We start from the raw sequence: 24,083 nt of genomic DNA, 5'->3' as shown, positions 1-24,083 counted from the left end.
CCCTTAGTCTCTGGTGCAACAACTCCGGCCCGAGGCCGGAGTTGCTGTGCCGCGTGCGGATTTTTTCAGGCAGCGCTGCGGCTGTTGGCCGGCGCGTTGGCGGCGCGGCTGGCCTGGGCCTCGAAGTCGCCGTCGAACACGCGGCTGATCTCGCCACGGCTCAGCCCGATGTCGGACAGTTCGCGGTCGGTCATCAGGGACAGCTCGTTCTGCACGCGGCGGCGCTGCGGATATTCCACCACGGCGCGGTAGGCCCTGGTCAGCGCCTTGCGGATCCAAAGGCCGATCGCCTCATCCCGCGCACGCATCGCCGCGAGGGCGACGGAGCGCGCCTCGTCCATGTTGAAGGCGGCGGCGGGGATGGCGGAGTCAAACTCCGGCTTGGTGATGCGGGGTTCCATTGTCTAGCGTTCCAGTTGCGCGCCGGGGTGGTCCGCAGGACTGGCTCTTGCCGTCGACCGCCCGCCCCTGGTGCGATGAGCAGGATGTAATCTTGTGCAGGCGCGAAGACGAGCGCGACAAGCGAAGCTGAGCCATGCGCAGGACGCATTGATACCTGTGGAAATATGTTCTTAACGGGATGCTAACCGAAGTGACACACGCCGAACGCCTCGCCGCCCTCCGCGCCGAGCTTGCCCGCAGCGGGGTGGATGGCCTGCTGATCCCCCGCAGCGACGAATATCTGGGCGAATACGTGCCCCCCAGCGGCGAGCGGCTGGCCTGGGTCACCGGCTTCACCGGCAGCGCCGGCATGGCCATCGTGCTGGCGGAGCGCGCCGCGCTCTTCGTCGATGGCCGCTACACCACCCAGGCGCGGCAGCAGGCCGACACCACCCTGTGGGAGCAGCGCCACCTCACTGAGCAGCCGCCGCAGGATTGGCTGGCCGAGCACGCCGCCGGCCTGCGCATCGGCTACGACCCCTGGCTGCACCCGCAATCGATGCTGGACAGGCTGGCCCCCTCGGGCGCCGTGCTGGTGCCGCTGGCGGCCAATCCGGTGGATGCCGTGTGGCGGGACCGCCCGGCGCCGCCCGCCGCGCCCGCCGTGCCGCACCCGCTTGCCTATGCCGGCCGCGATTCGGCCGAGAAGCGCGCCGAGGCCGCCGCCACCCTGCGCGCCGCCGGCGAGGATGCCGCGGTGCTGGCCGACCCGCATTCCCTGGCCTGGCTGCTGAACCTGCGCGGCGGCGACCTGGAGCACACGCCCCTGGCCCTGGGCTTCGCCCTGCTGCACGCCGATGCGCGGGTGGAGCTGTTCATGGAGCCGGCCAAGCTCTCCGAGGCGGTGCGGGTGCATCTGGGCAACGCGGTGGCGGCGCATCCGCCGGCGGCGCTGGCCGAGGCGCTGGCCGGACTCGGCGGCAAGGCGGTGCGGATCGACCCCGACGCCACGCCCGTCTGGTTCGCCGCCACGCTGCGCGAGGCCGGCGCCACGCTGCGCCCGGGCGAGGACCCCTGCCGTATGCCGCGCGCCTGCAAGAACCCGGTGGAGCAGGAGGGCGCCCGCGCCGCCCACAAGCGCGACGCCGCGGCGATGGCGCGCTTCCTCGCCTGGTTCGCCCGCCACGCGCCCCAGGGCGGCGAGACGGAAATGAGCGCCGCCGGGCGCCTCCTGGCCTTCCGGCGGGAACAGCCGCTGTTCCGCGCCGAGAGCTTCCCCGCCATCTCGGGGGCGGGCGAGCATGGCGCCATCGTCCACTACCGCGCCACGCCGGAGAGCGACCGCCCGATCCACTCCGGCGAGTGCTACCTGATCGACAGCGGCGGCCAGTACACGGACGGCACCACCGACATCACCCGCACCCTCTGGACCGGGGCGCGCGAGGGCGGCCCCATCCCCCCGGCCGACCTCGTGGAGCGCTACACCCGCGTGCTGCGCGGCCACATCGCCCTGGCCACGCTGCGCTTCCCGCAGGGCGTGGCCGGGCCGCATATCGACGCGGTGGCGCGTGCGCCGCTCTGGCAGGCGGGGCTGGATTTCGACCATGGCACCGGCCATGGCATCGGCAGCTTCCTCTCGGTGCATGAGGGGCCGGTCAGCATCAGCCGGGCGGCGCGGACGGTGCCGCTGCGGCCGGGCATGATCCTGTCCGACGAGCCGGGTTTCTACCAGCCGGGCGCCTATGGTATCCGCATCGAGAACCTGCTGCTGACCCGCGCGGCCGAGGCCCGCCCCGGCCAGACGCGGCCCTTCCTGGAGTTCGAGACCCTGACCCTGGTGCCTTATGAGCGCCGTCTGATCGATTGCGCGCTGCTCACCCCGGCCGAGCATGCCTGGGTGGATGCCTACCATGGCCGCGTGCTGGCCGAGATCGGCGGCGCGGTGGAAGCCGATGTGGCGGAATGGCTGCAGTGGGCCTGCGCGCCGCTCTGACCGCCCGGCTGCGCCGCCCCATCCCCGCCGCGCCCTTTGCCGAGCCGATGCTGCCCCTCCTGGCGGGGCAGCGCGTGCTGCTGGTCTATGGCCTGATGGGGGAGGGGGCGGCGCGGCTGGCGCCGCTCGGCATGGACTACATGGGCACGCAGCTGCGCTGGCTGCTGGCGCAGGGCGCCCGCGCCCGCGTGGTGAAGCTGCCCACCACCGCGCCCATCGCGCCCAATGCCGCGCGGCTGGCCGAGGCCATCCTGGCCGAGCCGGAGCCCTGCCTGCTGGTGGCGCACAGCAAGGGCGGGCTGGAGGCGCTGGCGGCGCTGCTGGAGCCTGCCGTGGCGGCGCGCTGCGCCGGGCTGCTGGCGCTGCACGCGCCCTTCCACGGCTCGCCGGTGGCCGATGCGCTGCTGGCCCGACCCCGCCTGCACCGCGGCCTGGCGGCGCTGGTGCGGGCGCTGCGCATGGGCGGCGGCGCCGGCCTGCCGGACCTCTCCACCGAGGGCCGCGCCGCCTGGATGGCGGCCCATGCCGCGCGGGTGGCCGAGATCACCGCCAGCCTGCCGGTGCTCTGCGTCGGCAGCTACCTGGAGCGGGATGCGGTGGGGCCGGACCGCCGCTACCTGCCGATGGTCCGCTTCATGATGCGGCGCGGCGCCGGCCCGAATGACGGCTTCGTCTCCGTGGCCTCGGCGCTGCTGCCCGGTGCCCGCCACCGGGTCATCCGCGGCGGCCACCGTGCCTCCGTCTCGCAGGGCCTGGGCCGCGACCCGCTGGGCGTGCTGCACGAGGGGCTGGCGGAGCTGCTGGCGGCCCGCATGAGCGAGCGCGCCCTCAGCCTGCGCCACTGAGGGCGGGGTCCGGGGAGACACTGTCTCCCCGGCGGAGGGGTCAGGGGAGGCGGCGCCTCCCCTGTGCTTATCCCAGCCCGGCGAGTTCCCGCCACTCGGCCTCGGTGAGCGTCCGCAGCCCCAGCTCGGCCGCCTTCTTGGCCTTCGACCCGGCTTCCGCCCCCACCACGACGAAATCGGTCTTCTTCGAGACGCTCTTGGTCACCTTGGCGCCGAGCCGCTCGGCCACCGCCTCCGCCTCGTCGCGCGAGGTCTTTTCCAGCGTCCCGGTAAAGACGATGACCTTCCCCGCGAAGGGGCTGTCGTTGGTGGAGAAATCCTCCGCATCGGCGGGTGCCACCTCGCGGGCGAGGTCGTCCAGCGCATCGCGGTTGTGGCGCTCGGCGAAGAACTCGGCCAGCTCGGTGGCGATGGCCGGGCCGATGCCCTGGATCGAACCCAGCTCCTCCCGCGCCTCGGAGCCCAGGGTGGTGGCCGCCACCATCTTCTCCCGCCAGGCGGCGAAGCTCTGGTAGTGCCGCGCCAGCAGCTTGGCGTTCTGCTCGCCGATGCGGCGTATGCCGAGGGCGAAGATGAACCGCTCCAGCGGCGCGTTGCGCCGGGATTCGATGGCGGCGAGCAGGTTGGCCACCTTCTTCGTGCCGGCCGCGCCCTTGGCGGAGCGGCCCCAGCCCTCCCAGCCGCGCATCCGCTCGGCGTGCGGGGCCAGGCGGAACAGGTCGGCGGGGCTCTTCACCAGCCCCTCCTCGTGCAGCCTGAGGATGTTCTCCTCGCCCAGCCCCTCGATATCCATGGCGTTGCGGCTGACGAAATGCTTCAGCCGCTCCACCGTCTGGGCCGGGCAGACCAGCCCGCCGGTGCAGCGCCGCACCACCTCGCCCTCCGGCCGCACGGCGTGGCTGCCGCAGGCGGGGCAATGGGTCAGGGGGCGCCACGGCCCGGCGGCCTCCACCTCTGGCGGCCGCTTCTCCGCCACCACGCCGACGATCTGCGGGATCACGTCGCCGGCGCGCTGGAGGATGACAGTGTCGCCCACCCGCACATCCTTGCGGGCGATCTCGTCCTCGTTGTGCAGCGTGGCGTGCTGCACCATGACGCCGCCGACATTGACCGGCTGCATCACCGCGCGCGGCGTCAGCGCCCCCGTGCGGCCGACCTGGATCTGGATCTCGAGCAGCACCGTCTCGGCCCGCTCCGCCGGGAACTTCCAGGCGATGGCCCAGCGCGGCGCGCGGCCGACGAAGCCGAGCCGCCCCTGCCAGTCCAGCCGGTCCAGCTTGTAGACCACGCCGTCGATGTCATAGGCGAGGCCGGCGCGCTCCGCCGTCATCTCCGCCTGGAAGGCCTTGGCGGCGGTTTCGTCCGGCAGGGTGCGGGAGAGGGGGTTCACCCGGAACCCCCAGGCCTCGAGCTGCTTCAGGTAGCCGGCATGGGTTTCGGCCACCGGGCTGCTGGATTCCCCCTGGGCATAGGCGAAGAGCTTCAGCGGCCGTCGCGCCGTGACCTCGGGGTTGAGCTGGCGCAGGCTGCCCGCCGCCGCGTTGCGCGGGTTGACCGGGATGCGGACCGCCTCGCCCACCTTCTCGCCGCGCTCGCGCCGCTGCTCGCGCTCCTCGTGCAGCCGCGTCTGCTCGGCATGGAAGGCCAGGAAGTCGGCCTTGGTCATGAACACCTCGCCGCGGATCTCGATCGAGTCCGGGAAGGGGGCGGGCAGGCGGCGCGGCAGCTCGTCCAGCGTCTCCAGGTTGCGGGTGATGTCCTCGCCCACCGTGCCGTCGCCGCGCGTGGCGCCGCGGACGAAGACGCCGTTCTCGTAGAGCAGGTTGACCGAGAGCCCGTCGATCTTCGGCTCGGCCACGAAGCGCAGCGTCTCCTCCGGCGGCAGCTTCAGGAAACGCCGGATGCTTTTCGCGAACTCGGCGAAATCCTCGGGGGAGAAGGCGTTGTCCAGGCTCAACATCGGCGTGCCGTGGCGGGACTTGGCGAAGCCCGCCGCCGGCGCCGCGCCGGGGGACGCCTCGCTCGGGCTGTCGGCCCGCTTCAGGGCGGGGAAGCGGCGCTCGATGGCGGCGTTGCGGCGGCGCAGCGCGTCGTACTCCGCGTCGGTCATCACCGGCGCGTCGTTCTGGTGATAGGCGATGTCGGCGGTCTCGATCGCCTCGGCCAGGGCGGCGAGTTCCTCGGCCGCCTGGGCCTCGGTCAGGTCGTCGACGGGAATCGGGCGGAGCGGCGCGGTCATGGCATGTCCGTTAACGCGGCGGGGAGAGAAAAACAAAAAGGCCGGGGGAAGGAATTCCCCCGGGCCCCCATCTTTTTTCTGCCAGTCGGCGTCAGCGCAGCAGGCTGTCGGCGGCGGCGCGGGCGGCTTCGGTGATGGTCTCGCCGGCCAGCATGCGGGCCAGCTCCTCGCGGCGCGCCTGCGCGTCGAGCGGCTCCACCCGGGTCTCGGCACGGTCGGCCCGCACGCCCTTGGAGACGCGCCAGTGCTGCGTGCCGCGCGCCGCCACCTGCGGGCTGTGCGTCACCACCAGCACCTGCAGGCGCTCGGCCACGCGGGCCAGGCGCTCGCCCACCGCCGCCGCCGTGGCGCCGCCGATGCCGCTGTCCACCTCGTCGAACACCAGGGTCGGCACAGGCGAGCCGCGCGCCAGCACCACCTTCAGCGCCAGCATCAGGCGGGACAGCTCGCCACCCGAGGCAATCTTGTCGAGCTGCCCGGGCTTCTGGCCGGGATTGGTGGTGACGAGGAAGGTGACGCGGTCCTGCCCGTCGGCCGCCCAGGCGCGCTCCTCGCGGGGCGCGATCTCGATATGCAGCCGGGCGCGGTCCAGCTTCAGCGGCGCCAGCTCCTGCGCCACCGCCTTCTCCAGTTCGCGGGCGGCCTTGGCGCGGGCGGCGGACAGCGCCCCGGCGCGGCGGACATAGCCGGCACGCGCCGCGGCGGCGGCCTGCTCCAGCGCGGCGGCGCGCTCGGCCCCGGCATCCAGCGCCGAGAGGCGGGCTGCGAGGTCCTGCAACAGCTGCGGCAGCTCCACCACCGCCACCATGTGCTTGCGGGCGGCGGCGCGCAGCGCGAAGAGCCGCTCCTCCACCTGCTCCAGCCGGCGCGGGTCGGGGCCGAGATCGGCGCCGAGGCGCTCCAGCAGGCTCTCCGCCTCGGCCAGCGAATCCTGCGCCTGGCCCAGCGCGGCGAGGATGGGTGAGGCCTCCTCGTTCGGCGGCGGCAGGCGCTCCAGCGCGCGGGCGGCGTTGCGCAGCGCGGCGGCCGGGCCGGCGCTGCCGCGGCGGTCGCGCGGCTGCAATTCGGAGAGGGCGGCGGCCACGGCCTCGGCCCGGCGCTCGCCCTGCTGCATGGCTTGGCGCTCATTGGCCAGGGCATCCTCCTCGCCCTCGGCCGGCCCGAGCAGGGAGAGCTCCTCCACCGCGTGGCGCAGCCACTCCTCGTCGCGCTGCGCCTGGGCGATGGCCTCCTGCGCCTCGCGCAGGGCACGCTCGGCCTGCCGCCAGGCGCGGTAGGCCTCGCCCACGCCGGCGCGGTCCGGCTCCAGCCCGCCGAAGGCGTCGAGCAGGGCGGCGTGGGTGGCGGGGTCGGCGAGGCCGACCTGGTCGTGCTGGCCCTGCACCTCGACGAGCAGCGCGCCGAGCCGGCGCAGCAGCGCCACACCCACCGGCTGGTCGTTGACGAAGGCGCGGGAGCGGCCATCGGCCTGCACCACGCGGCGCAGCACCAGATCCTCCTCCACCTCGATTCCCTGCTCCACCAGCAGGGCATTCGCGGGGTGGTCGGGGGGGAGGTGGAAGCAGGCGGCGACCGAGGCCTGGGCCTGCCCGCCGCGCACCATGCCGGCCTCGGCGCGCTGGCCGAGCGCCAGGCCCAGGCTGTCCAGCAGGATGGACTTGCCGGCACCGGTCTCGCCGGTCAGCACGGTGAGGCCGGCGCCGAGCGACAGGTCCAGCCGGTCGATCAGCACCACGTCGCGGATGGCGAGCGAGTTCAGCATGGCGGGGCCTTGGCCGCGGCGTTCCCGGCCCGCCGGCTCAGAACACCGAGTTCCAGGCGCGGCGGAGGATGCCCGGCCGGTCCTGCGCCGCCGGTTGCGCGCCATCCACCAGCAGGGCGTAGGAATCCTGGTACCACGGGTTGCCGGGGTAGTTGTGGCCGAGCACGCTGGCGGTCCGCCGCGCCTCCTCGGTGAGGCCGAGGGCGAGATAGATCTCGGTCAGGCGGTGCAGCGCCTCGGGCGTGTGGTTGGTGGTCTGGAACTCCTCCACCACGCGCCGGAAGCGGCCGATGGCGGCGGAATACAGCCCCCGGGACTGGTAGAAGCGGCCGATGTTCATCTCCCGCCCGGCGAGATGGTCGCGGGCGAGGTCCATCTTCAGCCGCGCATCGCGGGCATAGGAGCTTTCGGGGAAGCGGTTGATCACTTCCTGGAGCCGCGCCATGGCGATCTCGGTGCCACGCTGGTCGCGCTCGGCATCGACGATCTGCTCATAGTAGGAGAGCGCGCGCAGATAGTAGGCATAGGCGATGTCGCGGTGCGCGGGGTGGAGCTGGATGAAGCGGTCCAGCGCGCCGATCGCCTCGGTGTAGCGGTTTCGCATGTAGTCGGAATAGGCCGACATCAGCTTCGCGCTGGTGGCCCAGGTCGAGTAGGGATGCTCCCGCTCCACCGTATCGAAATATTCGATGGCCTGGACGTATCGTTCCTGGCGCAGCGATTCGATGCCGGCGGCATACAGGGACTCCGGCGTCTGCTCGGCCAGCGGGGCACGAGGGCGCAGGGAGGTGTCTTTGCCATCCCACTGGGAGCAGGCGCCCGCCAGCAGCGGGGCGGCCAGGATCAGGGAGAGGCGGAGAGTCCGGTTCAGACGGGTGCGCATGGCGTCCGCTCTATATCATGCGCCCCCGCCAAGACGAAGGGGCCCTCTGGCCGGATCAGGCGGCGACCGGCTCGGCTTCCGGAACGCGCGTGGCTGCGGGCTCGGTGGCGGGCAGCAGCGGCGCGTCCTTCCAGCGCCAAGCGCTGGCATCGGCGAACAGGGCGCGCAGCAGCCGGTTGTTCAGCGCGTGGCCGGAGCGGCTGCCGCTGAAGCGGGCCGAGAGCGGCGCGCCGGCCAGGGCGAGGTCGCCCACCACGTCGAGCAGCTTGTGGCGCACGCATTCATCAGCGTGGCGCAGCCCGCCCGGGTTCAGCACCAGCGGGCCGTCGACCACCACGGCATTGGCCAGGCTGCCGCCCTGCGCCAGACCCATGGCGCGCAGCCGCGCCACGTCCTCGGCCATGGTGAAGGTGCGGGCATCGGCCAGCACGCCGCGGAAGGAGGCTTCCGTCACGCGCAGGGAAAGGCTCTGGTGGCCAATCGCAGTGGAGGGGAAGTCGATCTCCAGCGATGCCTCGAAGCCCGGCGTGGCGGTGGGGTGCAGCGCCACCCACGGGGCGCCCGGGCCTTCGCCATCCTGCACGCGCACCGTCTTCAGCACCTCGATCGTGCTGCGCGGCATGGCGCTGGTGGCGATGCCGGCGCAGTCGATGAGGAACAGGAAGGGAGAGGCGGAGCCGTCGAGGATCGGCACCTCGGGGCCATCCACCTCGACCACCACGTCGTCGATGCCGCTGGCCGCCAGCGCGGCCATCACGTGCTCGATGGTGCCGAGTCGCGCCTGCGGCTGGCCGGGCAGGGCAATGGCCGTGCACAGGCGGGTGTCGAACACCAGGTCGTAGCGCGCGGGGATGTCGAGGCCGAGATCGGTGCGGCGGAAGACGATGCCGGTGCCGATGGGCGCGGGGCGCAGGGTCAGCGCGGCGCGGCGGCCCGAGTGCAGGCCGATGCCGACGCACCCGATGGGCGCCTTCAGCGTCCTGCGTCGTTCCATGCCCACTGCGAGGAAACCGTCCATCATTGCCCCTGGCCATTCCTGGATCGGCGGGAGGCGGCCCTGCGGCCGTTCCGCCTGACCGTTACATGGCATTTGCGGCGGGGCATCGCGAGTCAACGCTTGTTTCCGTTTATTTCAGGTTAGCTTAGGCAGGTAAGCCTCTGATCTGAAACGGTTGGTGCGAAGCAAAAAGCCCCGCAACCTGCGTTGCGGGGCTGGTTCGTTACCGGGCTCGTCCGGCGTTCAGTTGTTCTGGCGGCGCAGGAAGGTCGGGATGTCGAGGCCCATCTCCTCGCCCTGCGGCGCCGGCTGCGGGGCGGGTGCCGCAGCCGGGCGCGACGCGGCAGGCTGCGCCGGGGCCGCGGCCACGGGGCGCGGAGCGGGGGCCGGCGCGGCGTCGCCCTCGGCCGAGAGGTTGCGGCGCATCAGGCCGGTGGCGCGGCGGAACAGGTTGAAGCCGCCGCCGCTGGCCGGGGGCGCAGAGACCGGCGGCGGCGCCATCGGGCGCGGCGCCGCGGCCTGGCGCGCCGCGGCATCCGGGTGCTGCGCCAGCGGGGCCGGCATGTCCTCGGGCGAGGGCGCCTCCGGCGCGGCCTCGTAGGCCACCGGCTGCGGGGCGGGCGCCAGTTGCTGCGCCGTGGCGGCGCCGGTGACCATGGCGGGCGCCATGCCGGCCGGGCGGCGCGGCGCGCCGGCAGGGCCGGCCGGGCCCACGCGCACCGGCGAGGCGGGCTGCGGCATCACCGGGCGCTGCATCGCCGGCGCGCCCGGCACGCCGCGCGGAATGGCGGGGGGGACCGGCGCGGTGGCCACCGCCTGCGTCGGTGCCGCGCCGCCGACGGCGACCAGCTTCGGCCGCTCCGCGCTGTGCTCCTGGATGGCGTCGATGCCGGTGGCGACAACCGAGACGCGCAGCCGGCCGTTCATGTCCTCGTCGACCGAGGAGCCGAAGATGATGTTCGCTTCCTCATCCACCTCGCGGCGGATGCGGTTCGCGGCCTCGTCGACCTCGAACAGCGTCATGTCGTAGCCGCCGGTGATGTTGATCAGCACACCCTTGGCGCCGAGCATCGAGGTGTCCTCGAGCAGCGGGTTGTTGATCGCGGCCTCGGCCGCCTTCACCGCGCGGTCCTCGCCCTCGGCCTCGCCCGTGCCCATCATCGCCTTGCCCATCTCGGCCATGACGGTGCGGATGTCGGCGAAGTCGAGGTTGACCAGGCCCGGATTGACCATCAGGTCGGTGACGCCGCGCACGCCCATGTGCAGCACGTCGTCCGCCATCTTGAAGGCTTCGGCGAAGGTGGTGCGCTCATTCGCCTTGCGGAAGAGATTCTGGTTCGGAATGACGATCAGCGTATCGACATAGGACTGCAGATCCTCGAGCCCCGCCTCGGCCGCCCGCCGCCGCTTCGGCCCCTCGAAGTCGAACGGGCGGGTGACGACGCCGACCGTCAGGATGCCGCGCTCGCGCGCCATGCGCGCGATGACCGGCGCCGCGCCCGTGCCCGTGCCACCGCCCATGCCGGCGGTGATGAAGACCATGTGCATGCCCTCGAGGTGGCGGGCCAGCTCCTCCGTCGCCTCCTCGGCGGCGGCGCGGCCGATCTCGGGCTTGGCGCCGGCGCCGAGGCCCTGCGTCAGGTGCGGGCCGAGCTGCACGCGGCGTTCCGCGCGGCTGTGCACCAGCGCCTGGGCATCGGTGTTGGCCACCAGGAACTCGACCCCGTCGAGGCCCATGGCGATCATGTTGTTCACCGCGTTGCAGCCCGCGCCGCCGACACCGACGACGGTGATGCGCGGGCTGAAATCAGTGTGCTGCTGGCGCGGGATCGTCAGGTTCAGCGTCATTGCAGCGTGTCTCCTCGGGTAGCGGGCGTTGGGCGTGGCGGTCGGGTGGCAGATTGCATCAGACGCGGTCGCGAAGCCAGTTGACGAAGCGGGCAAATTTGCCGTTTCCGCGCTCCGGGCCAGGATCAATATCGAGCAGCGGGCGGCCTTCGCCCGTGCCCCATGCGACAAGTCCCAGCGTTGTCGCAAAATCGGGACCTTGCGCGGTTTCTGGCAAGCCGCGCACCATCGCGGGGCGTCCGAGGCGCACGGGACGGTCGAGAATTTGTGCGGCCAGTTCGCGGAGTCCCACGAGCTGACTCGCACCGCCGGTGAGTACAACGCGCGAACCTGCATCGCGGCCGAGCGCGGCGGCGTTCAGCCGGTCCCGCACCAGCTCCAGCGTCTCCTCGATTCGCGGCCTGATGATGTTGACGATGCTGGCGCGCGGGATGCTGACGAGATGATCGTCGTCCTCGCCGACCTGCGGCACGTTCACCATGGTCTTCGCATCGTCGCCGCCATTCAGCGCGCTGCCGTCGAGAATCTTGATCCGTTCCGCATGCGCGATCGGCGTGGCCAGGCCACGGGCGAGGTCGTTGGTCACCTGCCAGCCGCCGACGGGAATCTGCGCGGTGTGCAGCAGATGCCCCTCGCCATAGACGGCGATGCTGGTGGTGCCGCCGCCCATGTCCACCACCGTGGCGCCCAACTGCCGCTCATCCTCAACCAGCACGGAGAGGGCGGAGGCGTAGGGCGCCGAGACCAGCTCCTCCACCTCCAGGTCACAGCCATGCAGGCATACGCCGAGGTTGCGCAGCGAGGCGGAAGCGGCATCGACGAGGTGCATCTGCGCCACCAGCGCCTCGCACACCATGTTGCGCGGATCCTCGACGCCGGACGTGGCATCGATGGTGAAGCCGAGCGCCGCGGCATGCACCGTCTCGCGCCCGTCATCGACGGCGCGGCGGCGGCCCTCGCCGAGCACGGCGCGCAGGTCCGCATCGACCACGGCGCGGCCGCCGATCGGCCACTGAATATTCATCAAACGTGAGCCGGGCTGGCCGCAGGAGAGGTTGACGATGGCGCCGGCCAGCTTGACCTCCGCGGCATCCTCCGCCTGCGCCACGGCGGCGCGGATGCACTGCTCGGCCTCGTGCAGATCGACGATGTTGCCGCCCTTGATGCCGCGCGCGCGCTGCCAGCCGCAGCCGAGGATGCGCGCCTGCCCGTCATTCTCCACGCGCGCGATCAGGCAGACGATCTTGGTGGTGCCGATGTCGAGCACGCCGAAGGGGCCGCTGCGCGCGCGCCGGCGGCGCGGTGCTGCGGGGGCCCCGGGCGGCGGCTCGGCGGTGGCGATGCGAGGCGGGTTCCTCATCCGCGGCTGCTCCCGCCGCGGCGTTTCGGCGGCTCCGCGATCGGCTCCGGCGCCGGGTTCTGCCGCACCACCAGCCGGTCCGGCAGGCGCAGGTCGATCGCCACCAGCGGGCGGTCCAGCAGCGCGCTGCTGCGCTGCAATTCACCCAGCCGCTGCACCGCCGCCGCCTCGTGCGCCTCGGGCAGCAGAACGTCGGTGCCATTGTGCAGGCGCAGGTTCCAGCGGCGCTCGTTCACCAGCACCAGCGCCTGCACGCGGCGGCGCACCTCGGGCTCGCGCGAGAGCGCGTCATACAGCGTGGCGCCGAGCTTGTGCGCGCCATCGCCCACCAGCAGCGGCAAGGGCCCGAAGGCATCCAGCGTGTCGGCCGAGACGACGCGGCCGTCGCGGTCCACCACCGCGAACTCGCCCTGGCGCTGCCAGATGGCGAAGGGCTTCCGCTCATGGATCTCGATCAGGATGTTGCCCGAGAGATGGCGCTGCACCTCGGCCTGCTCAATCCAGGCGATGCTCTCCAGCCGCGCCTTGGCCTGGGTCGGCGAGAAGGCCAGCAGCGGGTCGCCGCGGCCGACGCCGATGGCGGCGCGGATCAGCTCGCGCGGCGTGTTCTGCTGCCCGCGCACGACGATCTCGTTCACCGTCAGCCCGGCGGCGCCGGCGACCTCGGCCATGTTCTCGCCAAGCCAGGCAAAGCGGCCCGCCGGGTCCAGCGCCGACACCGTCACCGCGCCGGCGCCAACGAGGCCGAGGCCGAGCAGCGCGTAGAGCGCCGGGCGCAGCAGCCCGCGGCGGCGGCGCAGCCAGAGGCGCAGGCCGCTCGGCCGCTGCGGCGCCGCCATGCTGGGGCGCCCGCCATCGCTGGAGAGACGGGTGCGGTCCTCCGCGCGGAGGCGGGCGGGACTACGGGCCATGGCGTGCCTCCTGCACCAGCCAGGTGCAGAGCTCGGGGAAGCTGATGCCGCGATAGGCCGCCTGCTCCGGCACAAGGCTGGTCGGCGTCATGCCCGGCTGGGTGTTCACCTCCAGCAGGGCGAGGCGGCCGGTCGCGTCGTCGTAGCGGAAGTCGGAGCGGCTGACGCCGCGGCAGCCCAGCGCCTGGTGCGCGCGCAGCGCCGCATCCATCGCCGCCTGCGCCACCGCGTCCGGGATGGCGGCGGGGATGGTGTGGCGGCTGCCGCCATCGGCATACTTCGCGTCGTAGTCGTAGAACACGTGGCCGGTGCCGATCTCGGTGACGGCGAGCGGGCGGTCGCCCATCACCGCCACGGTCAGCTCGCGCCCGGCGATGTATTCCTCGGCCATGATCTGCCGGCCGAAGCGCCAGCCGCGGGCGATCTCGGCGCGGCGGTTGTCGCCATCCTTCAGGATCTCGACGCCGACGGAGGAGCCCTCGTTCACCGGCTTCACGACATAGGGGCGGTCGAGCGGGTCTTCGGCCGCCAGCTCCTCGGGCGTCACCACGCGGTGCTCGGCCAGCGGCAGGCCGTGCGCGGCGAACACCGCCTTGGCGGCGGACTTGTCCATCGCCACCGAGGAGGCGCGCACGCCGGAATGGGTGTAGGGAATGCCGAGCCAGTCCAGCACGCCCTGCACGCAGCCATCCTCGCCGAAGCGGCCATGCAGCGCGTTGAACACCGCATCCGGCTTCGCCCGCTGCAGCGTGGCGATGAGCGTGGCGAGGTCGCCCGTCACCTCGACGGGCGTGACCTCGTGCCCCGCCTCGCGCAGCGCGGCGATGACCTGCCGTCCCGTAGAGAGCGAAACCTCGCGCTCGGTGGAGATGCCACCGAACAGGACAGCGACATGGCTCATGCGGCGGGTTCCCCGATGCGCTTGATTTCCCACTCCAGCGTGACGCCGGACTGCGCGGCGACGCGCGCCCGCACCGTCTCGCCCAGCCCCTCGAGGTCGGCCGCCGTGGCGGCGCCGAGGTTGAGGAGGAAGTTGCAGTGCTTCTCCGACACCTGCGCGCCGCCCTGTCGCAGGCCGCGGCAGCCGGCGGCGTCGATCAGCGCCCAGGCCTTGTGGCCCTCGGGATTCTTGAAGGTGGAGCCGCCGGTGCGGGCGCGCACGGGCTGGCTCTCCTCGCGCGCCGTGCGGATGGCCTGCATCCGCGCGGCGATCGTGGCCACGTCGCCCGGCACGGCGCGGAAGCGCGCGCGCACCACCACGCCGCCCTCGGGCAGGGCGGAGCGGCGATAGGCGAAGCCCAGCTCGGCGGCGGAGAGGCGCAGCAGCCCGGCGGGCGTCGCCACCTCGGCCCAGTCCAGCACGTCCTTCACTTCCGCGCCGTAGGCGCCGGCATTCATCGCCACCGCGCCGCCGATGGCGCCGGGGATGCCGCTGAGGAATTCCAGCCCGCCGAGGCCGGCGGCGGCGGCATGCTCGGCCACCGTCATGTCGAGCGCGGCGGCGCCGGCGACGATGCCGTCGGCCTCCACCACGATGTCGGAGAAGCCGCGCGCCAGCTTGAGGACGATGCCGCGCAGACCGCCATTGCGCACCAGCAGGTTGGAGGCGGCGCCGATCACCGTCAGCGGCAGGTGCGCGGGCCGGTCGCGCAGCAGCAGCAGCAGGTCGTCCACATCCGCCGGGCGCACGAGGTACTGCGCCGGCCCGCCGACGCGGAACCAGGTGAAGGGCGCCAGCGGCGCCTCCGCCTGGACGCGGCCGCGCAGCGGCGGCAGGGCGAGGGTGGCGCTGTCCGGCATGGCGCGGCTCACCGGACCCCCCCGGCCATGCGCGGTCCGCGTGGCTGCAACTCGGCCAGCTTCTCCGGCAGCGCATGCGCCCAGGCGGTGATGTTGCCGGCGCCGAGGCAGACGACATAATCGCCCGGCTTGGCGATGGCGTTGATCATCTCCGGCAGGCTGTCCGGCCCGGGCAGCGGCACCACGCTGCGGTGGCCATGCGCGCGCAGGCCATCGACCAGCGAGTCACGGTCGGCGCCGGGGATGGGCTGCTCGCCGGCGGCATAGACATCGGCCACGATCACGGTGCCGGCGTCGTTCATGCACTGGCAGAACTCCTCGAAGAGCTGCTTCAGGCGCGAGTAGCGGTGCGGCTGCACCACGGCGATGACATCGCGCGCGCCGGCCTGCCGCGCCGCCTTCAGCACGGCGGCGATCTCCACCGGATGGTGGCCGTAATCGTCGATCACCTGGATGCCGTTGGTCTCGCCCACGCGGGTGAAGCGGCGCTTGACGCCCTTGAAGCCGGCCAGCGCCGAGCGGATGGTGCCCTCGTCGATGTCCATCTCGATGCCGACGGCGATGGCGGCCAGCGCGTTCTGCACGTTGTGCTGGCCGAGCATCGGCAGGCGCATCGGCTTCAGGCTGCGGCTGCGGCCGGTGGCGCGGTCCTGCACGATCACCTCGAAGGTGGCGCCCATGCGGTCGGTGATCAGCCGCTCGGCGCGCACATCGGCCTGCGGCGAGAAGCCGTAGGTGATCAGGCGGCGGTCGATATGCGGGATCATCGCCTGCACGTTGGGGTGGTCGGCGCAGAGCACGGCGAAGCCGTAGAAGGGGATGTTGCCGACGAACTGGGCATAGCCCTGCTTCATCGCCTCTTCGGTGCCCCAGTGGTCCAGGTGCTCCGCATCCATGTTGGTGACAACGGCGGCGACGGCGGGCAGGCGCAGGAAGGAGCCGTCGCTCTCATCCGCCTCCACCACCATCCAGTCGCCCTCGCCGAGGCGGGTGTTGGTGCCGTAGGCGTTGATGATGCCGCCATTGATCACGGTGGGGTCGAGCTTGGCGGCCTCCAGCACCGTGGCGACGAGCGAGGTGGTGGTGGTCTTGCCATGGGTGCCGCCGATGGCGATGCCCCATTTCAGCCGCATCAGCTCGGCCAGCATCTCGGCGCGGCGCACCACGGGGATGAGGCGCTGGCGGGCGGCCACCACCTCGGGGTTGTCGCGCTTCACCGCCGTCGAGATGACGACGACCTGCGCGCTGCCGAGATTGGCGGCATCGTGCCCCACGGTGACGGCGATGCCGGCGGCGCGCAGGCGCTCGACATTGTAGCCCTCGGCGATGTCGCTGCCCTGCACCGTGTAGCCGAGATTGTGCAGCACCTCGGCGATGCCCGACATGCCGATGCCGCCGATGCCGACGAAGTGGATGGGACCGATATTCAGCGGCAGGGCGCGCATCACGAGACTTCCTGAGAGCGGCGCGCCGTGGCGCGCGCGAGAACGAGATCGGCCAGCCGCGCGGCGGCATCCGGCGCGGCGAGGCTGGCGGCGGCGGCGGCGGCCTGGGCCAGCGCCTCCGGGGAATCGAGCAGGGCGGCGAGCTTCTCCGCCAGCGCCTGCGGCGTGCAGGCGGGCTGCGGCATCACCACCGCCGCGCCGCTGGCGGCGAGGGCCCGGGCATTGGCGCTCTGGTGGTCGTCGATGGCGTGCGGCAGCGGCACCAGCACGGCGCCGCGCCCGGCGCAGGCCAGCTCCGCGACCGTGGAGGCGCCGGCCCGCGCCACCACCAGATGCGCCGTGCCGTAGAGGCCGGCCACGTCGCCGAAGAAGGGGGCGAGCTCCGCCGGCACGCCGAGCGCCTCATAGGCGGCGCGCACGCGGGGCAGGTCCTCCACCCGGCATTGCTGCACCACGGAGAGGCGGCTGCGCAGCGGTGCCGGCAGCAGCCCCACCGCCTCCGGCACCACGTCGGAGAAGATGCGGGCGCCGAGGCTGCCGCCGATGACGAAGAGCCGCACCGGGCCTTGCGGCGGCGTGAAGCCCTGGCCCGCCAGCCCGGCCAGCGACGGGCGCACCGGGTTGCCCACCACGGCGGTGGTGGTGCCGGCCGGCACGCGGGTGGTGTCGGCGAAGGAGAGGGCCAGCGTGTCGGCGCCGCGCGCCAGCAGCCGGTTGGCGCGGCCGAGCACCGCGTTCTGCTCGTGCAGGATGGTGGCGGGGCGGCGCGCGGCGGGCAGGGTGCGCGCGGCCAGCAGCGGCGGCACGCAGGGATAGCCGCCGAAGCCCACCACCGCGGCGGGGGCGAGGGATTGCAGCAGCCGCCGCGCCTGCAGGGTGCCTGCGGCCAGCGCCACGGCACCCTCGGCCGCGCGCTTCAGCCCGCGCCCGGCGAGGCCGGCGCCCTTCAGCACGAAGCGCTCCGCCTGGGCGAAGGCGGGGCTGCTGTAATCGGCGCTGCGCGCATCGGTCATCAGCGCGATGCGGTGGCCGCGCCGCAGCAGCTCCGCCGCCAGCGCCTCGGCGGGAAAGAAATGCCCGCCGGTGCCGCCGGCGGCGATGACGATGGGGGCGCCGCTCATGCCTCCTCCGTCCGCGCGAGCCGCCGCCGCGTCATGGCCAGCAGCATGCCCATGCCGAGCGCCACCGCCACCACCGAGGAGCCGCCATAGGAGACGAAGGGCAGCGTCATGCCCTTGGTCGGGATCAGGTGCAGCGCCGAGCCCATGTTGATGAAGGCCTGCAGGCCGAACTGCGTCAGCAGCCCGGTGGCGCCGAGGATGATGAACATGTCCTTCTCGCCCAGCAGCCGCAGCAGGCCGCGCAGCACGACGAAGCCGAACAGCGCCAGGATCAGCAGGCAGATGGCCAAGCCGAATTCCTCGCCGGCGACGGCATAGACGAAGTCGGCATGGGCGTCGGGCAGCATGCTCTTCAGCCGGCCCTCGCCGGGGCCGACGCCGAGCAGCCCGCCATGGCCGAAGGCCTCCATGGCGATCTGCACCTGGTAGGTGTCGCCCGATTGCGGGTCGAGGAAGCGGTCGATGCGCGACTGGAAGTGCGGCAGCACGAAATAGGCGCCGACGCCGCCCAGCACGCCAGCGATGCCGGCGCCGGCCACCAGCGCCAGGTTGATGCCGGCGACGAAGAGCTGTGCGCAGAACACCGAGCCGATGACGATGAGCATGCCCATGTCCGGCTGCTTCACCAGCACCGCCGCCACCACCACGAACAGCGCGCAGGCGGCGGCGGTGGCGCGCCAGCCCATGCTGCGCGCCTCGGAGAGCAGCCAGGCGGCGACCACGGCGAAGAACGGCTTGAGGAACTCGGAGGGCTGCAGGGTCATGCCCGGAAGGTGCAGCCAGCGCCGCGCGCCCTTGATCTCGACGCCCATCGAGAGCGTCGCCGCCGTCATCAGCAGCGCGCCGAAGAAGCCGAGCAGCGCCAGGCGCCGCACCTGCTTCACCGGCAGCAGCGAGATGGCCACCATCACGCCCGTGGCCAGCGCCAGGAAGAAGACCTGCTTGAGGATGAACAGGTCGCGCGAGCTGGCGCCGATGCGCTCGGCGACGCCCGGGCTGGCGGCCAGCAGCATGACATAGCCGAGGCCGACCAGCGCCAGCAGCGCCGCCAGCGTCCACCGGTCGACCGTCCACCACCAGCGGCCAAGCACGGAGGTATCAGCGCGGGAGAGGGCCATCACACGTCCTCGGGCATGGCGGCGACGAGGGCGCGGAAGGCATCGCCGCGCGCATCGAAGCCGGTGAACTGGTCGAAGCTGGCGCAGGCGGGGGAGAGCAGCACCGTGCCCACGCCCTGCCGCCGCGCCGCGTCCCGTGCCGCCGGCACCGCCGCCGCCAGCGTGCCGGCCACCTGTACGGGCACGCCGTGCGCCGTGAGGGTGGCGGCGAAATCCTCGGCGCTCTGGCCGATCAGCACCGCCTCGGCGATGCGCGGGAAGAGCGGCGCCAGGCTGTCGATACCGCCCGCCTTCGGCACGCCGCCGCCGATCCAGACCACGCGGCCGTAGCTGGCCAGCGCGCGCGCCGCGCTGTCGGCGTTGGTGGCCTTGCTGTCGTTGACGAAGGCGATGCCGCCGCGCGTGCCCACCCGCTCCTGCCGGTGCGGCAGGCCGGGGAAGCTGGCGAGGCCGGCGGCGATCTCGGCGCGGGAGAGGCCGAGGAACAGCGCCACGGCGGCGGCCGCGGCGGCGTTCTGCGCGTTGTGGCTGCCGGGCAGGGCGGGCGCGGCGTCGAGATCGGCGATCGGGCCGGAAGCGTCGCGCAGCGTGCGGCCCTCCGCCCAGACGCCGCCCGGCTGCGGGGCGAGGCCGGAGATCGGCGCCACCCGCGCCGCGCGGCCCTGCGCGAAGGCGGCGGTCTCCGCGTCGTCCATGCCGATCACGGCGAGGTCGTCGGCGCCCTGGTGGCCGAAGATGTGCGCCTTGGCGGCGGCGTAGCCTTCCATGCCGCCATGCCGGTCCAGATGGTCCGGCGAGAGGTTCAGCAGGATGGCGGCATCGAAGTGCAGCGCATCGGTGCGCTCCAGCATGTAGCTGGACATCTCCAGCACATAGGCGCCGTCATCGCCGAGCAGGGGCAGGCCCAGCGCGGCGGGGCCAAGGTTGCCGCCCACCTCGGCCACGCGCCCGGCCCGCAGGAGCAGGTGGTGCAGCAGCGCCGTGGTGGTGGATTTGCCATTGGTGCCGGTGACGCCGAGGAAGCGCGCATGGCTTCCCGAGGCGCGCACGGCGCGGAACAGCAGCTCGGCGTCGCACAGCACCGGCACGCCGGCGGCCTGCGCGCGGGCCGCGGCTGGGTGCGGCTTCGGCAGGGTGTGCGGGATACCGGGGGAGAGCAGCAGCGCGTCGAAGCGAAAGCCCGCCGCCGCGCAGGGGTCGCCCACCGGCAGGCCGGCGGCCTCGGCCGCGTTCCGTGCCGCCGCGCCATCGTCCCAGCAGAGGATCTCCGCGCCCCAGCCCATCAGCCGCCGCGCCGAGGGCAGCCCGGCGCGGCCGAGCCCGACCACGGCAATGCGCTGCCCGGCGAAGGGCGCGAAGATGGCGGCAGGGGAGGGGGCGGGGAGGCTCATCTCAGCGGATCTTCAGCGTGCCGAGGCCGACAAGGGCCAGGATCATGGCGATGATCCAGAAGCGGATGACGATGGTGGGCTCGGCCCAGCCCTTCTTCTCGAAATGGTGGTGCAGCGGCGCCATCAGGAACACCCGGCGGCCGGTGCGCTTGAACCAGAAGACCTGGATGATGACGGAGACCGTCTCCACCACGAACAGCCCGCCGACGATGGCCAGCACCACCTCGTGCTTGGTGGCCACCGCCACGGCGCCGAGCGCGCCGCCGAGCGAGAGGCTGCCCGTGTCGCCCATGAACACCTTGGCCGGCGGCGCGTTGTACCAGAGGAAGCCGAGTCCGGCGCCGATCAGCGCGGAGAGGAACACCGCCAGCTCCGAGGTGCCCGGCACGCCGTTCAGCTGCAGGTAGTCGGCGAAGAGGCGGTTGCCGACGAGGTAGGAGATGAGGCCGAACACGCCGGCGGCCAGCATCACCGGCACGGTGGCGAGGCCGTCCAGCCCGTCGGTCAGGTTCACCGCGTTGGAGGCGCCCATCATCACCAGCATCCCCACCAGCGGGAAGAGGATGCTGAAATTGATCATCGCCTCCTTGAGGAAGGGCATGGTCAGGTGGCTGGACAGCTCGGGCGGCATGAGCTGCGTGATCCAGATGGCGGCGGCGAGGCCGACGCCGGCCTGCACCACCAGCTTCGCCTTGCCGGAGACGCCCTTGGTGTTGCGCTTGGTGACCTTCAGCCAGTCGTCCCAGAAGCCCAGCGCGCCATAGCCCAGCGTCACCATCAGCACGGCCCAGACGAAGCCGTTGCGCAGGTCCGCCCAGAGCAGCGTGGCCGGCACCAGCCCGAGCAGGATCAGCACGCCGCCCATGGTGGGCGTGCCCTTCTTGGTCAGCAGGTGCCCTTCCGGCCCGTCGGTGCGGATCGGCTGGCCGCCATTCTGGAAGCTGCGCAGCCAGCGGATCACGGCAGGGCCGAAGAACAGGGTGACGAACAGCGCCGTCATGCAGGCCGCGCCGGCCCGGAAGGTGACGTAGCGGAACAGGTTGAACAGGAAGAACCCGTCCGCGTACGGGGACAGGAAATTGTAGATCATGAATGCGCCCCTTCGCGCACCCCAGGTCGCATGTCCTGGGATGCCGATGTCAGGGCCCGGACCACCACCGCCATGCGGCTGCCCAGCGACCCCTTCACCAGAATGACATCGCCCGGACGCACGGCCTGCCGCACCAGCGGGGCCAGTTCATCGCTGCTGTCCCGATGCGCGCCGCGCCGGTTCTCCGGCAGGGCGTCAAACAGGCCGCGCATCAGTGCACCGCAGCAAAATACCACATCCGCCCCGGCCAGAACATCGGGGAGCAGGGATGCGTGCAAAGCGGGGCCATGCTCGCCCAGCTCCCGCATGTCGCCGAGCACGGCGATTCGCCGCCCGCCCGGGCCGGGGCGCTGCGCCCCCAGCACGCCGAGCCCGGCGCGCATGGCGGGGGGCTGGCCGTTGTAGCTATCGTCGATCAGCAGGGCCGGGCCGCCCGGCAGGTCCAGCGCCACGCGCCCGCCGCGCCCGGCGCCGGGGCGGAACTCCGCGAGCGCCGCCAGGAAGGCTTCGCGCCCGGCGCCCAGCGCCTCGGCCACCGCGATGGCGGCCAGCGCGTTCAGCGCCAGGTGCCGCCCCGGCGCCGCGAGATGCAGCGTGTGCGCCGCACCGCGCAGGGAGAGTTGCGCCACCCCGCCCTCGGCCGCGCCCTCATAGCCGAGCAGGCGGTAATCCGCCGCCGCATCCGTGCCGAAGGTGACGGCGCGCAGCCCGGCGGCCTCGGCGCGGGCGGCGAGGCGGGGGAACATGGCGGCGTCGCGCGGCAGCACCACCGGCGCGCCGGGGGCGAGGCCCGCCATGATGTCCGCCTTCTCCTCGGCGATCTCCTCGAGCGAGCCGAGATGGCCGATATGCGCCGCCTCCACCGTGGTGATGGCCGCTACATGCGGCCGGGCGAGGCGCGCCAGCGGCGCGATCTCGCCGCGGTGGTTCATGCCGATCTCGAGCACGCCGTATTCCGCCTCGCGCGGCATGCGGGCGAGGGTGAGCGGCAGGCCCCAGTGGTTGTTGTAGCTGGCCACCGCCGCATGGGTGCGGCCCAGCGCCGAGAGGCCGTGGCGCAGCATCTCCTTGGTGGTGGTCTTGCCGACGCTGCCGGTGATGGCGGCCAGCCGCGCCGTGCTGCGCGCGCGGCCCGCGGCGCCCAGCGCCTGAAGGCCCGCCAGCGTCTCGCCCACGCGCAGCAGCGGCGCTCCGGGCGCCACGCCCGGCGGGTCGCGGTCCACCAGCGCGGCGGCGGCGCCGCGCGCCAGGGCGTCGGCCACGAAATCATGCCCGTCCCGCACATCGCGCAGCGCCACGAACAGCTCGCCCGGGCCGGTGGCGCGGCTGTCGATGCCGACGGAGGTGATCTCCAGCCCGTCCAGGCCAGCGCCTTCCAGGGTGCCGCCGGTGGCCTCGCGCAGCTCGGCCGCGGTCCAGAGGGGGGCGCTCATGCCGCCACCCCCGCGAGGCGGCGCACCACCTCGGCATCGTCGAAGGGGTGCACCACGCCGGCGATGGTCTGGCCCGGCTCATGCCCCTTGCCGGCCACCGCCAGCACGTCGCCGGGGCCGAGCGCCGCCAGCCCGGCGGCGATCGCCGCCTCCCGGTCGCCGATCTCGGTGACCTCGGCCGCCCCCGCCATGCCGGCGCGCACGGCGGCGCGGATGGCGGCGGGGTCCTCGCTGCGCGGATTGTCGTCGGTGAGGATGGCGTGGTCGGCGAGGCGGGCGCAGACCTCGCCCATCAGCGGGCGCTTGCCGCCGTCGCGGTCGCCGCCGGCGCCGAACACCACATGCAGCCGCCCCGTGGTGTGCGGGCGCAGCGCGGTGAGCAGCCGCTCCAGCGCATCCGGCGTGTGGGCATAGTCGACATAGGCGGCCGCGCCATTGGGCAGGCGGGCGGCCAGCTCCATGCGGCCGCGCACGCCGACGAGGCGCGGCAGCAGCGCCAGCACCGTGTCGGCCGCCATGCCGGTGGCGATGGCGAGGCCGGCGGCGAGCAGCACATTGTCCGCCTGGAAGCGGCCGGGCAGGGCAAGGGCCACCTCGGCGCGGCGGCCGAAGGCCTCCAGCACCATCTCCTGGCCGTCGGGGCGCGGGGTCTGGCGCAGCAGGCGGATCGCCTCGCCGGCCTCGCCCACGGTGTGCAGCTTCAGGTGGCGGCGGCGGGCGATGCCGCGCAACGCGGCGAGGATCTCGGGCGCCATGTCGGCATTGGCCACGGCGGCGTCGCCCTGGTCGAGCAGCGTGTCGAACAGGCGCAGCTTGGCGGCGGCGTAGGCCTCCATGCCGCCATGGTAGTCCAGGTGGTCGCGCGTCAGGTTGCTGAAGCCGGCGGCGGTGAGCATCAGCCCGTCCAGCCGCCGCTGCTCCAGCCCGTGCGAGGAGGCCTCCAGCGCCACGCTCTGCACGCCCGCGCGGGCGAGTTGCGCCAGCATGGCGTGCAGCGCCACCGGGTCCGGCGTGGTGAGGGAGGCTGTCTCGGGGAAGCCCGGCGCGCGCAGGCCGAGCGTGCCGAGCGAGCCGGCCTTCACCCCCGAAAGCGCCCAGAGCTGGCGCAGGAAGTCCACCGTGCTGGTCTTGCCGTTGGTGCCGGTGACGGCGACGATCCGCGCCGGCTGGGTGCCGTGGAAGGCGGCGGCCATGCGGGCGAGCGCGCGGCGCGGGTCGGCATCGGTCAGCAGCGGGCGGGGCGGCACGCCGGCGGGCCATTCGGTGCCGTCCGGCGCCAGCACGGCGCCGGCGCCGCGCGCCACGGCCTCGGCGATGTAGGCGCGCCCGTCCTGCCGGGCGCCGGGCAGCGCCGCGAACAGGTAGCCGGGCGCCACCGCCCGGCTGTCCGCCGTCAACCCCGTGATCGGCAGCCCCGCGAAGGGAATGGCGGTGGCCGGGCGCTGCGATCCGAGGGCCTGGCGCAT

The 24,083-nt window shown here is 73.2% G+C and carries 19 protein-coding genes; 2 read left to right on the top strand and 17 right to left on the bottom strand.

Annotation, left to right across the window (positions count from 1 at the left end):
• Positions 1-65 precede the first annotated feature (65 nt).
• Entirely contained in the window at positions 66-401 is a 336-nt protein-coding gene (locus CR165_RS25355) for a DUF1127 domain-containing protein (RefSeq protein WP_219929698.1), read from the bottom strand.
• A 179-nt stretch (positions 402-580) separates the two neighbouring features.
• On the opposite strand from CR165_RS25355, the gene CR165_RS06115 reads away from it, so the two are divergent.
• Together CR165_RS06115 and CR165_RS06110 are read left to right on the top strand one after the other, a co-directional pair.
• Positions 581-2,374 (top strand): aminopeptidase P family protein, encoded by a 1,794-nt coding sequence (locus CR165_RS06115; RefSeq protein ID WP_109516092.1) that lies wholly within the window; start codon positions 581-583, stop codon positions 2,372-2,374.
• Positions 2,344-3,219: a lipase family protein gene (locus CR165_RS06110; RefSeq protein WP_146201836.1), complete on the top strand. Its 876-nt coding sequence runs from the start codon at positions 2,344-2,346 to the stop codon at positions 3,217-3,219. Before CR165_RS06115 ends, CR165_RS06110 begins: the two co-directional genes overlap by 31 nt.
• A gap of 67 nt (positions 3,220-3,286) precedes the next feature.
• Here the strand turns inward: CR165_RS06110 and ligA are convergent, their stop codons facing one another.
• The 16 genes from ligA to CR165_RS06030 all read right to left on the bottom strand — a co-directional run bounded on the left by ligA (position 3,287) and on the right by CR165_RS06030 (position 24,083).
• Positions 3,287-5,458 (bottom strand): NAD-dependent DNA ligase LigA, encoded by a 2,172-nt coding sequence (ligA, locus tag CR165_RS06105; RefSeq protein WP_109516090.1) that lies wholly within the window; start codon positions 5,456-5,458, stop codon positions 3,287-3,289.
• A gap of 91 nt (positions 5,459-5,549) precedes the next feature.
• Positions 5,550-7,220 (bottom strand): DNA repair protein RecN, encoded by a 1,671-nt coding sequence (gene recN, locus CR165_RS06100; RefSeq protein ID WP_109516089.1) that lies wholly within the window; start codon positions 7,218-7,220, stop codon positions 5,550-5,552.
• Between the two features lie 37 nt (positions 7,221-7,257).
• Entirely contained in the window at positions 7,258-8,103 is an 846-nt protein-coding gene (locus tag CR165_RS06095) for an outer membrane protein assembly factor BamD (protein WP_109516088.1), read from the bottom strand.
• A gap of 55 nt (positions 8,104-8,158) precedes the next feature.
• The gene (gene lpxC, locus CR165_RS06090) at positions 8,159-9,097 is read right to left on the bottom strand and encodes a UDP-3-O-acyl-N-acetylglucosamine deacetylase (RefSeq protein WP_245906170.1); all 939 of its coding nucleotides are present in this window, start codon (positions 9,095-9,097) and stop codon (positions 8,159-8,161) included.
• Positions 9,098-9,343: 246 nt separating this feature from the next.
• On the bottom strand, positions 9,344-10,948 hold the full coding sequence (ftsZ, locus tag CR165_RS06085; RefSeq protein ID WP_109516087.1) for a cell division protein FtsZ: 1,605 nt from the start codon (positions 10,946-10,948) through the stop codon (positions 9,344-9,346).
• 58 nt (positions 10,949-11,006) lie between these two features.
• Positions 11,007-12,308, bottom strand: a complete 1,302-nt coding sequence (gene ftsA / locus CR165_RS06080) for a cell division protein FtsA (protein ID WP_109516086.1) — start codon at positions 12,306-12,308, stop codon at positions 11,007-11,009.
• The gene (locus CR165_RS06075; RefSeq protein WP_245906169.1) at positions 12,305-13,219 is read right to left on the bottom strand and encodes a cell division protein FtsQ/DivIB; all 915 of its coding nucleotides are present in this window, start codon (positions 13,217-13,219) and stop codon (positions 12,305-12,307) included. Before CR165_RS06075 ends, ftsA begins: the two co-directional genes overlap by 4 nt.
• Complete coding sequence (locus CR165_RS06070) at positions 13,209-14,120, bottom strand: D-alanine--D-alanine ligase (RefSeq protein ID WP_109516085.1); 912 nt, start codon at positions 14,118-14,120, stop codon at positions 13,209-13,211. The genes CR165_RS06075 and CR165_RS06070 overlap by 11 nt, the downstream gene beginning before the upstream one ends.
• Positions 14,117-15,019 carry a UDP-N-acetylmuramate dehydrogenase gene (gene murB / locus CR165_RS06065; RefSeq protein WP_109516084.1) on the bottom strand — a complete coding sequence of 301 codons (903 nt, stop codon included), beginning with the start codon at positions 15,017-15,019 and terminating at the stop codon, positions 14,117-14,119. The genes CR165_RS06070 and murB overlap by 4 nt, the downstream gene beginning before the upstream one ends.
• A gap of 8 nt (positions 15,020-15,027) precedes the next feature.
• Complete coding sequence (murC, locus tag CR165_RS06060) at positions 15,028-16,464, bottom strand: UDP-N-acetylmuramate--L-alanine ligase (RefSeq protein WP_109516083.1); 1,437 nt, start codon at positions 16,462-16,464, stop codon at positions 15,028-15,030.
• Positions 16,464-17,585, bottom strand: a complete 1,122-nt coding sequence (gene murG, locus CR165_RS06055; protein ID WP_109516082.1) for an undecaprenyldiphospho-muramoylpentapeptide beta-N-acetylglucosaminyltransferase — start codon at positions 17,583-17,585, stop codon at positions 16,464-16,466. Before murG ends, murC begins: the two co-directional genes overlap by 1 nt.
• Entirely contained in the window at positions 17,582-18,703 is a 1,122-nt protein-coding gene (locus tag CR165_RS06050; RefSeq protein ID WP_109516081.1) for an FtsW/RodA/SpoVE family cell cycle protein, read from the bottom strand. The genes murG and CR165_RS06050 overlap by 4 nt, the downstream gene beginning before the upstream one ends.
• A complete protein-coding gene (murD, locus tag CR165_RS06045) occupies positions 18,703-20,094 on the bottom strand; it encodes a UDP-N-acetylmuramoyl-L-alanine--D-glutamate ligase (protein WP_109516080.1) in 1,392 nt (463 codons plus the stop codon). The genes CR165_RS06050 and murD overlap by 1 nt, the downstream gene beginning before the upstream one ends.
• Position 20,095: 1 nt before the next feature.
• Positions 20,096-21,184 (bottom strand): phospho-N-acetylmuramoyl-pentapeptide-transferase, encoded by a 1,089-nt coding sequence (mraY, locus tag CR165_RS06040; protein ID WP_109516079.1) that lies wholly within the window; start codon positions 21,182-21,184, stop codon positions 20,096-20,098.
• Positions 21,181-22,617, bottom strand: coding sequence for a UDP-N-acetylmuramoyl-tripeptide--D-alanyl-D-alanine ligase (locus CR165_RS06035; RefSeq protein ID WP_109516078.1), 1,437 nt, complete (start codon positions 22,615-22,617; stop codon positions 21,181-21,183). Before CR165_RS06035 ends, mraY begins: the two co-directional genes overlap by 4 nt.
• A complete protein-coding gene (locus tag CR165_RS06030) occupies positions 22,614-24,083 on the bottom strand; it encodes a UDP-N-acetylmuramoyl-L-alanyl-D-glutamate--2,6-diaminopimelate ligase (RefSeq protein ID WP_109516077.1) in 1,470 nt (489 codons plus the stop codon). Before CR165_RS06030 ends, CR165_RS06035 begins: the two co-directional genes overlap by 4 nt.

It is taken from the genome of Teichococcus aestuarii (assembly GCF_003116135.1).
Classification (GTDB): Bacteria; Pseudomonadota; Alphaproteobacteria; order Acetobacterales; family Acetobacteraceae; genus Pseudoroseomonas; species Pseudoroseomonas aestuarii.
This window is presented reverse-complemented; position numbering and strand designations above follow the sequence as displayed.

Coding starts and splice junctions, on each gene's coding strand:
- CR165_RS25355 (WP_219929698.1), bottom strand. CDS start 401: ATGGAACCCCGCATCACCAAGCCGGAGTTTGACTCCGCCATCCCCGCC.
- CR165_RS06115 (WP_109516092.1), top strand. CDS start 581: ATGCTAACCGAAGTGACACACGCCGAACGCCTCGCCGCCCTCCGCGCC.
- CR165_RS06110 (WP_146201836.1), top strand. CDS start 2,344: ATGGCTGCAGTGGGCCTGCGCGCCGCTCTGACCGCCCGGCTGCGCCGC.
- ligA (WP_109516090.1), bottom strand. CDS start 5,458: ATGACCGCGCCGCTCCGCCCGATTCCCGTCGACGACCTGACCGAGGCC.
- recN (WP_109516089.1), bottom strand. CDS start 7,220: ATGCTGAACTCGCTCGCCATCCGCGACGTGGTGCTGATCGACCGGCTG.
- CR165_RS06095 (WP_109516088.1), bottom strand. CDS start 8,103: ATGCGCACCCGTCTGAACCGGACTCTCCGCCTCTCCCTGATCCTGGCC.
- lpxC (WP_245906170.1), bottom strand. CDS start 9,097: ATGGAACGACGCAGGACGCTGAAGGCGCCCATCGGGTGCGTCGGCATC.
- ftsZ (WP_109516087.1), bottom strand. CDS start 10,948: ATGACGCTGAACCTGACGATCCCGCGCCAGCAGCACACTGATTTCAGC.
- ftsA (WP_109516086.1), bottom strand. CDS start 12,308: ATGAGGAACCCGCCTCGCATCGCCACCGCCGAGCCGCCGCCCGGGGCC.
- CR165_RS06075 (WP_245906169.1), bottom strand. CDS start 13,219: ATGGCCCGTAGTCCCGCCCGCCTCCGCGCGGAGGACCGCACCCGTCTC.
- CR165_RS06070 (WP_109516085.1), bottom strand. CDS start 14,120: ATGAGCCATGTCGCTGTCCTGTTCGGTGGCATCTCCACCGAGCGCGAG.
- murB (WP_109516084.1), bottom strand. CDS start 15,019: ATGCCGGACAGCGCCACCCTCGCCCTGCCGCCGCTGCGCGGCCGCGTC.
- murC (WP_109516083.1), bottom strand. CDS start 16,464: ATGCGCGCCCTGCCGCTGAATATCGGTCCCATCCACTTCGTCGGCATC.
- murG (WP_109516082.1), bottom strand. CDS start 17,585: ATGAGCGGCGCCCCCATCGTCATCGCCGCCGGCGGCACCGGCGGGCAT.
- CR165_RS06050 (WP_109516081.1), bottom strand. CDS start 18,703: ATGGCCCTCTCCCGCGCTGATACCTCCGTGCTTGGCCGCTGGTGGTGG.
- murD (WP_109516080.1), bottom strand. CDS start 20,094: ATGAGCCTCCCCGCCCCCTCCCCTGCCGCCATCTTCGCGCCCTTCGCC.
- mraY (WP_109516079.1), bottom strand. CDS start 21,184: ATGATCTACAATTTCCTGTCCCCGTACGCGGACGGGTTCTTCCTGTTC.
- CR165_RS06035 (WP_109516078.1), bottom strand. CDS start 22,617: ATGAGCGCCCCCCTCTGGACCGCGGCCGAGCTGCGCGAGGCCACCGGC.
- CR165_RS06030 (WP_109516077.1), bottom strand. CDS start 24,083: ATGCGCCAGGCCCTCGGATCGCAGCGCCCGGCCACCGCCATTCCCTTC.